Origin of the sequence: Methylobacterium sp. WL64 (assembly GCF_008039945.1) — a bacterium.
Lineage (GTDB): Bacteria > Pseudomonadota > Alphaproteobacteria > Rhizobiales > Beijerinckiaceae > Methylobacterium.
This window is the reverse complement of sequence record NZ_VRVA01000072.1, coordinates 17,585-28,446: the sequence shown is the minus strand read 5'-3', so window position 1 is coordinate 28,446 and position 10,862 is coordinate 17,585. Positions and strand designations below refer to the sequence as shown.

Below are 10,862 nucleotides of genomic sequence, written 5' to 3'. Positions count from 1 at the left end.
GCGAGGTCGGCCGAAGAAGGTCGCCCTCGTCGCCGTGATGCGAAAGCTCCTGGTGACGCTCAACGCCATCGTTCGCGACCGCACGCCCTGGCGGTCGATCACCGCTTGACCTTCAACACAGCCGCTCTGTCGCGCGGTCAGTCAATCATCTTGCGTGGTCCACGCAGCATCTGCCGGCCAGACTGGAGGAGGGCAAATTCAGTCGTCCAGTGCGTCGGAGACGAACTGCCATTCACCAGCAGCCACTGGACTGGTCGACTCGGCCGATGTCCGCTTCGGAGAATGCGCCAGGATGTTTCGAATGACTAGAATGGGCGCAAAGCAGCCGAAGGAACGAGACGGCCGGATCGCCAGCCATTGCGGGCGAGGACGTGGAGGAAACTTCTGCTTACGCTGGTGAGCGAATAAATTAACGAGTCGGCCGTGCCAGATGATAAAGCAGGGCTCGTATACAGAAGTGGCGCTTTCCACTGAAAATGTCAGATCGCGTATCTTTATAAGCAAGCGTTAGGACTGCAAACGCGCTACTGGGCCCTCTATAAAGAGGGCCCTTCTCTCTTTCTTACTGAGGGAGGCCCGAGGGAGGCCGTCTTGCTCGAAGAGCAAGGCTTCGCCTGGACGGCGGCGAAGCCAGCCGTCCGGGGCATGCTCGCGCGGGGCGAGGCCATCGGTCGACCGTTGGATCGGAGGTGCAACCTTGTGACAGGCAGGCCAGGGCTGGGCTGTTGGCCTTTATGCACCGCTTCCCGCCATCCGGCGGCCAGCGCAGACAGGATCCCACCCTCCAATCCATCGGGGTGGGGGAATCGTCTCTGGGGGATGGCTGCGAAGCCTTGTACCCCATCCTGGGCTTGCTCGTTTCCAAGCGTACCCTTGTCACCGATGCCCTTCGGTCGTTGATCCGGTTGTCTCCCGTCCCGCTTGGCTAACGGTGGAGGCGCGGATGCCCGTGAGGGGCCTGGCATATATCTGAACTGGCAGGATGACGTGCGTGCGAGAAGCGGTCACTCGCGCCAAACGCGATCGGCTCATGCGCGCGCTTATGGATCTCGGCTATGGAGGCGGTCGGCGAGGTCGATGAGCTGGTCGCGCCAGGCGAGGGGATGAAGCCAGCGCTCGGGGATGGCGGAGGCGCCGTAGAGGGCGCCGGCGAGTTGACCGGTGACGGCGCCGACGGTGTCCGCATCGTCACCGAGGTTGACCGCCAGGGTGAGCGCGGCTTCGAAGCTGTCGGTGGTGCCGACGGCCCAGAGCGCCGCTTCGAGCGTGTGAATGACGTAGCCGGACGAACGGATCTGGTCGCGGGTTTTGGTGCGCCAAGAGCCACGGGCGATCGCGTCGATGGCAGCATCGCTGGTCCGCACCTGCGGGGTAAGGTCGAAATCGAGGCCTTCGGTGAGGTGCCGGGGGCGCAGGCCGTCACTGTCGGTGCCGATCCGCGCGCGTGAACGCAGGACGTCGGGTTGACCGAGGATGGCTTCGCGCAGGAGCTGCACGAAGTAGCTGCAGGCTTCAATGGCTTGGGGGGCGCCGTGGGTGGTCCGGCTCTGCTCGCCGGCGATCCGTTCGGCCTCCGCAATGTCATGAAGGGTATGAAGGGCGACGGGGGCGAGCCGCATCAGGGAGCCGTTGCCGGCGGAGTCCGGGTCGGTGGCGCCACTGATGGGATCGCCCGTGCGCTCAAATTTCTTGAGCGCGGATTCGGTGGTCATGCCCACGTCGAAGCAGGAGTTCGTGCAGGAGTAGGCGCCGCAGCGGAACCAGGCGACGAAGCGGTTCATCAGATCGCGGGCGTCGAAATCCGGCGCATGAAGGAGGCTCTCGGCCAGCGCCAAGGCCATACTCGTGTCGTCGGTCCACTGGCCGGGTTGGAGCTGGAAGGGGCCGCCGCCGGTCATCTCGGTGTGGTGGGGGAGGGTGTCTCGGCGACTGAATTCGAGTGTCGTGCCGAGCGCATCGCCGATCGCGAGGCCGAGGAGGGCGCCGCGCGCGCGGTCGCGAACATCGACGGGTGGTGATGAAGGAGGCTGAGACACGGTGAAGCTCCACGAATCGCCCGGGCGGATGAAGGTGGGCCCGGGGCGTGAGAGGTTCACCGCAACGGGCAGGAACTTGCGACGGGGGCGCGTCAGGGGTGCTACGCCCCCAACCGACTTACGAGCTAAGGGAGAACAGATCGAGCTGTGGCGTGGCAGCCTCCCGGCGCCGGCCGGGGCGGACGCGTGGGAGGTCTGGCATCGGGAGGGGCACGCGCGGCCGCCCGTAGAGCACCGTGCCGACGATTCCGCAGACATCGCCGTGATGAAAAGCGTGGAGCGTGTGCGGCCCTGAACGCAGGATCTCCTGCACCAGGGGCGTCTCCGTGGCGAGGTGGGACACGGCGCGGAGCAGGCAGGTCAGGCCCAGCGCATGAACCTCGAGGGCACGGAACTCGAAGACGTTTGCCGACCAGACGTGGCGTACGGCCCCGGCACTCGTGCGGGCGAAGGGATTGACCCCGAACTCGGTCGCGTCGGCGTGGATGAAGGCGGCGATGGCGGCGCGCTCAGCAATGTGAGCCGCGCCGAGGACCGCGGCGGCGAGTTGGCGTTTCGTGATCGGCACCCGCGCCCCCTGACGACTCACGCGGTAAGGTCTAGCTTGTGCGATCGCGGAGGTGAACCGACGGGAGGGCTGGCAGCGCGCGCCGGTGGTCGAGATCTGACGTCAGGCACCGGCTGCTTTCGACCGAGGCTGTGTCAAAAGTCCGGTCTGAGATAGACTTGCGGCCTCATCTGCGGAGGTCGGCATGGGTAGGTTCGTCCAAGGTCAGGACCGTCTGCAGTCCTGGTTGCTGCCCAGCTCACTGGACGACTATGTCACCGCGGACAATCCGGTTCGGGTGGTCGAGGCCTTCATCGACGAACTCGATCTCGGCACCTTGGGCTTCACCCGCTTCGAGCCTGCAGCGACGGGGCGGCCTGCTTATGATCCGGCCACGCTTCTGAAGCTCTACCTCTACGGCTATCTCAACCGGGTGCCGTCGAGCCGGCGGATTGAGCGTGAGGCGCAGCGCAACATCGAGGTGATGTGGCTGACCGGTCGCCTGGCTCCCGATCACAAAACGATCGCCAACTTCCGGCGCGACAACGGGCCTGCGATCCAGGCGGCCTGTCGGCAGTTCGTGGTGCTGTGCCGGGATCTGAAGCTCTTCGCCGGAGCGACTGTCGCCGTGGATGGATCGAAGTTCAAGGCGGTCAACAACCGGGACCGCAACTACACCGTGGCCAAGGTCGCCAAGCGCCTGGAACAGGTGGATGCCAGCATCGCTCGCTACCTCGCGGCGCTCGACCGGGCGGACAGAGAAGGCAACGCCGTTCCCAAGGCGCGGTCGCAGCGTATCGACGAGAAAATCGCCGCTCTGCGCCGACAGATGGCCTTCCTGCGCGAGATGCAGGAGCACGTGGAGGCCGCGGACGACGGACAGGTCTCACTGAGCGACCCGGACGCCCGCTCGATGGCGACGAGCGGACGCGGCACCGGCATCGTCGGTTACAACGTCCAGATCGCCGTCGATCCCGAGCATCATCTCGTCGTAGCCCATGACGTCGTCAACGAGGGCCACGACCGAACCCAGCTTGTGCCGATGGGCGGCCGGGCCAGGCGAGCCATCGATGCGGGGGAGGTCGTGGTCCTGGCCGATCGCGGCTACTACAGCGGCGACGAGGTTCTGGCCTGCGAAGGCACGGGCATCCTGCCGGCCATGCCGCGGGCCGACACGTCGGGTCGAGCGAAGAAGGGGCTCTTCGTGCGCGCCGACTTTGTCTACGACGCCGCGGCCGATCACTACGTCTGTCCCGCCGGCGCTGTGCTGACGAAGTCTGCCGCGCGCTCCGATCGACACGGCGACATCGACCAATACCGCAATCTGGAGGCCTGTCATGCATGCGCGAGGCGGGCGCACTGCACGACCGAGACGGTCAAGCGCTTCAAGCGCTGGAAGCATGAGGCGGTGCTGGAGGCCATGCAGAAACGGCTCGATTCCATGCCCGACGCCATGGCGGTACGGCGCGCCACGGTCGAGCACGTCTTCGGAACGCTGAAAGCTTGGATGGGCAGCACGCCCTTCCTGACGAAGGGCCTGAAAGCCGTGAGAACCGAGATGAGCCTCGCGATCCTCGCCTACAACGTGAAGCGGATGATCCGCCTGTTCGGCGCAACCTGGCTCATCCGGGCCATTCGAGCCTGAAGCGACCCACCGCGCCGCCGTCATCATCCTGATGATCGACGCTGGCGGCCACAATCAATGCGTTTCGACACAGCCTCGATCCAACCTCGCCATTTACGGCGATCTGCGTGATGCCTGAAAGCAGTCATTCGTCCACCTGCCGTTCTGGCGGCAGTGCGCCCAAGCCAGCCGCTTACGCGGCAGACTGCGTTTCTCGGAAGCGGACATTCGTGAGATGCCGGCGAAGGTAGTCACCGAGCCGTGCTCCCTCCGTGGCCGCACCACGAAACGCGACGTAGCCGTCCGGTCGAACCAGCACGAGCGTCGGGTGCTCCAGCCCGTAGGCCTGATGCGCGAAACGGTCGATGTCGAGGAGGCTTCCTGGCGCCACCACGCTTCCACCAGTGCGCGGCGCGGCGAGCACCGGCCGCAGCGCCACCTGCGGCCAGGACGCGAGCACGTCCGCCGCGCTCGTGACCGCGTGTCCGGTGTCGTCCCGTCCGCCGTCGAAGAGAAGCAGCGTCCATCGTTCTTCGTAGATCGCCTCGAACAGGGAGACAGGACGCAATCCAACGGCCTCGACAAGGACGGCATCAGGCGCACGCTCGCCCGCCTTCACACTGCTCCTGCCCCGGCCGCCGTCGTGGTTGAGCGGACTACCTTCGTAGGCGACGTCCAGCTGGGACGAGCGTCGCACGAAATACTGCGCCGGTCCCTTGAACAGGACTGCGGCCCCGAACCGGTAGATCACCCGTCGCCGTAACCAGTTCGGCTTGGCGATGGCGTGGAAAACACGGGTCTGCTCGGCGTTCAGCCCCTCGCGCACCGGTCGGCGCTCGGCATCGTAGCTGTCGAGCAGCGCCTCAGGCGCCCAACCGCGGTGCACGTAAGCGAGCTTCCAGCCGAGGTTGAACACGTCCTGCATGCCCGTGTTCATGCCCTGCCCGTAGATCGGGAGCGTCATGTGCCCGGCATCTCCAGCTAGCAGGATGCTGTTTCGCCGGAAGCCGGGCGCTACACCGTGGTTGAAGTGTCCGTGGCTGAACCAGACAGGGTCCGAGAGCTCGGCCGCCGGGTCGTCGGCGACCTCGCGCAGGATCTCCTGCATCTCCTCCAAGGTCGGGTCACGGTCCGCGGGCGCGCCCGCGTCATCGCTGAGGACGAACATCCGATGGTACCCACCCGGCAAGGGTAGGATGCCCATGTAGCCGTCGCGCTTGAGAAAGAACGAGGCGTGGCCGGGGAGCGATGGCCGGCTCCAGCGCAACCGGGCGTCGATCTGCCGGATGAAGCGGTTCTTGAGCCGCTCGGGTTCGAAGTCGAGACCCGCGGCCTTGCGCGCGAGGCTCGCGCCGCCCTCGCAACTCACCAACCAGCGCGCACGCACCGTTTCCCGCTCCCCGCCGGCGTGCTGCAAGACCGCCTCGGCGTGGCCGCCATGATCCGTGATCTCGACCGCCGTGACCCTGCGCTCGACGGAAGCGCCCACCTCGTCGAGGCAGAGGCTAAGGACATGCTCGACTTCGTTCTGGCCGATGAAGGCCGGCGTCCCGTAGGGGCTGGGTCGTCGATCCATCGGGATGTGGCCGAGGAGCTTGCCGTAGCCGTGTAGCGAGAAGGTATGCAGCGGCGCGCTCCGCTCCAGCAGTCGCTCCAGCACGCCGATGGCGGCGAAGACCTCCTGGGATCGGGGCCACAGGTTGGCGGCCTTGGAGTACCGCTCCGGCTCCGCCTTCTTGTCGACGATGCGGAACGGCACGTCCCAGCGATGGAGCTCGTTGGCGAGCGTGAGGCCAGCCGGCCCCCCGCCGACGATCAGGACCTCGCAATCGATCTGTGTCTCAGCCATGGTGTCCTCCGGCCTTGCGAATGGTCCGCCAGCCGATCAGGGCGGCGATGCCCCCGAGCACTGCCAAGCCGAGCTGGCGTGGAAGGGGATCGGGAACCTGCTTGGGGATCCGCGTCGGTCCGTCCGGCCCGAACTGGACCGGCTCAGCGACGTAGCGACCGCGTTCCGGCGCTTGGAAGGTGCGGGCAAGCCGCTCCAGATCCTGCGCTGCGGCGGGGCCGACGATCGGGTTGCCGTGGCCGCAGGCGAGGCACCGGGGGCGGAGTGAGGCAAGCACCCCGACCGACCGACGGGCGGCCCCCCAATCGTAGGTCGTCGGTGCCCCGGGTCGACAGACCCGTCGCGTTTGGATGACGAGCGCCGCGAACGAGTCGCTGTCGGTCGTAACGCACGCGTCACCCGCGATCAGGGTCCGGTCGCCCTCGCGCCAGAGCGAAACGTGGCCAGGCGTATGCCCGGGCGTGTGCAACCATCGCCACTCGGCGAAGCCCGGGACGACGCCGTCCTCCGGCAGCGGCGTCGCGGCGTCGCCCACGTGCGCCGCACTCGGTCCGCGATGCAGGCGCGTGACCATGGCCAGCGCGCCACCGACCGTCGGGTCCGATTTGGGATAGTCTCGGCCTTGGGTGTAGGCGATGTCGAGCGGATGGACGTAGACCGGTACGCTCCAGGCGCGTGCGAGCGTGCGTGCGCCGCCGGCGTGGTCGAAGTGCGCGTGCGTGAGGAGGATGTGTTCCGGGCGAGACGTCAGGCCGAGTTCGCTGAGGGCTTGGCGGAGCTGTTCGGCTTGGCCCGGAAAACCCGTGTCGACGAGGAACCAGCGTCCACCCGGCTCGGACACGCAGTACGCGTTCACGACGCCGAGGGCGATGCGCGCGAGGCCAAACGTGACCGGGATCGGGCTCATTGGGTTCGCACCGTGCGCATGTGATCTTCGTGTCTTAAACATGTTTACAGTGAGGTCGCGCCCAGATCCGATGGCATCGATGTCAGCAGCGCGCCTCAACGATTTAGGAGGCAGCGGTAGGCTGGATCGGCGCTCGGACTACGACCAACGTCATGATCCGTCCGACCCGTTAAAGGGTGGTCAGGCAAGCGCTCTTCGATCGGTGGACGTTAACGCATCCCTTGACCATAAACATGTTGATAGCGGTTGGTTCCCTCGGGCGTCAATCACGGTAGGGTGGGTCCATGCCGCTCCTCGACCTGTTCACCGACAGCCAGCTCAAGGTGCCCGACGACAGCCTCGGCTTTCTACTCTGGCGCGTCACCCATGCCTGGCAGCGCTTCGTCGACGATCAGCTCGAGGTCTGCGGCCTCACCCATCTCCAGTTCGCTCTCATGATTGCGCTCGGCTGGCTGACCCGGCATGACGAACCCACGACCCAGAGCGACTTGGTCGCGTTCGTGGAAATGCATCCGATGCAGGTGAGCCAGGTGCTCTCGATCCTCCAGCGCAAGGAACTGGTGTCTCGTGACCGGAACCCGGCGAACGGACGCACCAAGCGGATCGCCCTCACCGGGTCCGGCGAAACTACCCTCCGTCAGGCTCTGCCATTGATCGAGGGGGCGCATACGACGTTCTTTGGTCCACGCGGAGCTGTCGCCGACGACCTGAGAACGATACTGCAGAGCTTAGTCGTTCAGCACTCAAAATAGCAGCTCAGAACTTCTGGGATGAAAAACGTGTCTCGCTAATCATCATTGTGGGGGAACCCGCTGCGAGCCTAATGAAGAGGGATATCGACAACAGTCGGGATCGCCGCAAATAATGCGGTCTCTGCCGTAGCAGGGCTCTCCGGGGCTCGACGCGCGACACCTAATCCTGGTGCTCGAAGGCACCCGCGATGGTCAGGTGCAGGTCGTCGCCGATCAGCGGCACATAGGTCTTCACGCCAAATTCGGAGCGCTTGAGCGTGCCGGTAGCCTCGAAGCCAACGGTGAGCTTCTTGCTAAGCGGGTTAGTTCCAGCACCGACGAGAGTGACATCCAGCGTCACCGGCTTGGTCACGCCGTGCAGCGTCAGGTCGCCGGCGACCTTGGCTTTGTCCCGGCCCTCGGGGGTGACTTTGGTGGAGACGAAGGTCATGTCCGGGAATTTGGCCGCATCCAGCCACTGGTCGCCCTTGAGTTCGCCGGTGAGCTTGTCGCTGGTCGTCGTCACCGAGGCGACGGGGATCTTCACCGTCAGCTTGGACTGCGCCGGGTTCTTCGGTTGCAGATCCAAAGTACCCGACACGTTCGAGAAGCCGCCGGCGTAGTTCGAGAAACCCATGTGGGAGACACGCCAACCGACCTGGGTATGATTGGCATCGACCTGGTAGGTTCCAGCTTCGATCTGTGCTGGGTCACGGGTCGGCGGGGACTGTGCCAGCGACGGGGTCGCGAGGGAGGAAGCGAGGACAAGGGCAGAGACTGTGATGCGTTTCATGTCGAGTTCCTCTGACAAAAGTCCCGTCCATCGCTGGGCGATGGTTGTTTGAAGTAAAAATATCTGTCAACGTTAAGGTTCACTGCCGATCAGGCAACGTACAGTATTGGGTCGGCACGCCTATTCGGCGACTCACCGTCGTCCAACAGACCTTCGAGCCTGGAATCCGATCTACATCGGGTACTTGATCAGGTTTTGGAACACGAGGGAGGCTCGTGCCTGTATGAGGCGGCCGCCCTCCGCGATCTTTCCGACTTCGATCGGTGCGAAGCCAAGCCTCTCGGCAACGCCCGCGATGGTCGCGCTGGCATCCGCATGGTCGCTTGAGACGAACACGACCCGCTTTCCAATGTCGTCCGGCACCGGCTTGGCAAGGACTTTAAACGGGAGTTGGTTGAAGGCCTTGACCAGCTTCGCGCCTGGAACCCGCTCCGCGTTGACCTCGGACGTGAGGCGTCCCCCGAACTCGGCTTCCTGCACGTCCCGCGGCAACATGAAGCCGTTCGTCAGGTCGACGACGATCTTGCCGGTCCAATCGTCCAGGACCGCGCCGACCGTCTTGAAGGCGATCGATCCGACCGCGAAGAATACGATATCGGCCGCGACCGCCTCCTCGACCGCCACAGCCTTCACGCCAGCACCAAGTTCGGCGGTGCTCCCACCAAGCGTTCCCGGTCCACGAGAATTGGCGATGAGGACGGGAATGCCCTTCGCGGCGAAGAAGCCGGCCAGCGTCGTGCCGACCAGTCCCGAGCCTATGATGGCATAGGTCATGGTGATCTCCATATCGATAATGAGAGAAAACACGGGTCGAGGTTGACCCTAAGTGTTGTGTTAGAACCGGCCGTCCCGGTAATCGGCGAAGGCTTGGTCGACCTCCGCTTGCGTATTCATGACGAAGGGACCGCCGAACACGACCGGCTCGCGAAGCGGTGGACTGGCAAACAGAAGCATGCGCGCCCCGCGCGATGCGGCGGCGACCGTCACCTGCGACCCTTCTGGCCCATCCGAGCGCGTTAGCCAGGCGAGCTCGCCTTCGCCGACCGAGATCGCCTGCATCCCGATCCGCACATCGCCGTCGAGCACCAGGACGAAGGCGTTGGTGTCGGGTTCGAGGTCCTGACGGAACGATGCGCCGGGGTCGATGCGCGCGTCGAGCGCGGTCACCGGGACATGGTTCAAGGTCGGGGATACGATGTCGCCCGATCGACCGGACATCACCTTCACCTCGACGCCGGGCTCCCGCCTGACGGGCAAGGTCGCGCCGCGAAGGTCCTGATAGCGTGGCTCGGCCATCTTGTCGCCGGCGGGCAGGTTCAGCCACAGCTGGAGCGTGCGTGCCATCGAGCCGGCGACGGCGTTCTCTTCATGGGTGACGCCCCGGCCCGCGGTCATCCACTGGGCATCCCCGGCCACGATGAGGCCAGTGTGACCGGCGCTGTCGAAATGCTCGATCGCGCCATCGAGGACGAGGGTGACCGTCTCGATGCCGCGATGGGGATGCCGCGAGAACGCATCGCGCGGCATGTGATCCTCGGCCATCAGGAGGAACGGATCGGTGGCGGGGACGTCCCGACCATCGATCAGGCGGCGAGCGCGATGCCCGTCGACCCGCCCGGGTTCGAATCGCGGGTTGACGATGCGGGTGACTTCCCGCGCCGCGGTGGAGGATGGGTGGGACATGGTGCTGACCTCTCCCCTGGGCGAAAACATTCCGGTGTCAGGCGGCGACGGCCATCCTGATGTCGCCGCCGAACTGCTCGACGGCCATCTCGCCCTCGCCCCCGGCACGGGCGCGACCAGCCAGAACGATCCTGACGTCGGTGATGCCGATCCAGCCAAGCACTTGGCGCAGGTAGCCGCTGGCCAAGTTGTAGCCCTCGACCGGCGAGCCGGGACCGAAGTCGCCGCCGGTGGCGATGATGACCGTCGCCTTCTTCCCGGTCAGCAATCCGACGTTGGCCGTCGAGACGGTGACGCCGACGCGAACGACGTGATCGATCCAGGCCTTGAGCGATGCGGGGATCGAGAAGTTGTACATCGGCGTGCCGATGACGAGGTGATCCGCCGCCTGAAGCTCGGCGACGAGGTCGTCGGAGATCGCGATCGCCGCGGCGCTCTCGGGGGAATGCTGCTCGGGCGGGGTGAACGCACCACCGATCCACGGCGCATCGACGAAGGGTGGGACCGTCTTTGCGAGGTCGCGGACGACGACCCGGCCATCCCCGTTGGCGGCGCGCCACTCCTGCACGAACAGGGCGGTGAGCTTGCGGGAGGTCGAGGATTCGAGGCGGGGGCTGACCTCGATGGTGAGTAGGGAGGGCATGGACGGGCTCCTGTTGCACGCGTCGTGCGAACGACGCTCGGCTGCTGGG

Annotated in this window: 10 protein-coding genes and 1 pseudogene; 3 read left to right on the top strand and 8 right to left on the bottom strand. The window is 65.5% G+C overall.

Features of this window, described 5'->3' with window-relative positions:
* A pseudogene (locus FV242_RS23075) lies at positions 1-109 on the top strand (IS110 family transposase); the annotation flags it as partial.
* Between the two features lie 931 nt (positions 110-1,040).
* Here FV242_RS23075 and FV242_RS23070 read toward each other — a convergent pair.
* Positions 1,041-2,036, bottom strand: a complete 996-nt coding sequence (locus FV242_RS23070) for an ADP-ribosylglycohydrolase family protein (protein ID WP_147940558.1) — start codon at positions 2,034-2,036, stop codon at positions 1,041-1,043.
* A gap of 118 nt (positions 2,037-2,154) precedes the next feature.
* Entirely contained in the window at positions 2,155-2,604 is a 450-nt protein-coding gene (locus FV242_RS23065; RefSeq protein ID WP_147940556.1) for a hypothetical protein, read from the bottom strand.
* Positions 2,605-2,788: 184 nt separating this feature from the next.
* On the opposite strand from FV242_RS23065, the gene FV242_RS23060 reads away from it, so the two are divergent.
* Positions 2,789-4,228, top strand: coding sequence for an IS1182 family transposase (locus FV242_RS23060; protein WP_147940555.1), 1,440 nt, complete (start codon positions 2,789-2,791; stop codon positions 4,226-4,228).
* Between the two features lie 172 nt (positions 4,229-4,400).
* On the opposite strand, the gene FV242_RS23055 is transcribed toward FV242_RS23060, so the two are convergent.
* Together FV242_RS23055 and FV242_RS23050 are read right to left on the bottom strand one after the other, a co-directional pair.
* On the bottom strand, positions 4,401-6,056 hold the full coding sequence (locus FV242_RS23055) for an FAD-dependent monooxygenase (RefSeq protein ID WP_147940554.1): 1,656 nt from the start codon (positions 6,054-6,056) through the stop codon (positions 4,401-4,403).
* A complete protein-coding gene (locus tag FV242_RS23050) occupies positions 6,049-6,963 on the bottom strand; it encodes an MBL fold metallo-hydrolase (protein ID WP_187278522.1) in 915 nt (304 codons plus the stop codon). Before FV242_RS23050 ends, FV242_RS23055 begins: the two co-directional genes overlap by 8 nt.
* A gap of 284 nt (positions 6,964-7,247) precedes the next feature.
* Between FV242_RS23050 and FV242_RS23045 the strand changes: the two genes are divergently transcribed.
* Positions 7,248-7,715: a MarR family winged helix-turn-helix transcriptional regulator gene (locus FV242_RS23045; protein ID WP_147940552.1), complete on the top strand. Its 468-nt coding sequence runs from the start codon at positions 7,248-7,250 to the stop codon at positions 7,713-7,715.
* A gap of 160 nt (positions 7,716-7,875) precedes the next feature.
* On the opposite strand, the gene FV242_RS23040 is transcribed toward FV242_RS23045, so the two are convergent.
* The 4 genes from FV242_RS23040 to FV242_RS23025 form a co-directional block, all read right to left on the bottom strand.
* On the bottom strand, positions 7,876-8,487 hold the full coding sequence (locus tag FV242_RS23040; protein ID WP_147940551.1) for a YceI family protein: 612 nt from the start codon (positions 8,485-8,487) through the stop codon (positions 7,876-7,878).
* A gap of 171 nt (positions 8,488-8,658) precedes the next feature.
* Positions 8,659-9,261 carry an NADPH-dependent F420 reductase gene (locus FV242_RS23035; RefSeq protein WP_147940550.1) on the bottom strand — a complete coding sequence of 201 codons (603 nt, stop codon included), beginning with the start codon at positions 9,259-9,261 and terminating at the stop codon, positions 8,659-8,661.
* Positions 9,262-9,321: 60 nt separating this feature from the next.
* Positions 9,322-10,170 carry a pirin family protein gene (locus FV242_RS23030; protein WP_147940549.1) on the bottom strand — a complete coding sequence of 283 codons (849 nt, stop codon included), beginning with the start codon at positions 10,168-10,170 and terminating at the stop codon, positions 9,322-9,324.
* 37 nt (positions 10,171-10,207) lie between these two features.
* Positions 10,208-10,813 (bottom strand): FMN-dependent NADH-azoreductase, encoded by a 606-nt coding sequence (locus tag FV242_RS23025; RefSeq protein WP_147940548.1) that lies wholly within the window; start codon positions 10,811-10,813, stop codon positions 10,208-10,210.
* Positions 10,814-10,862 lie beyond the last annotated feature (49 nt).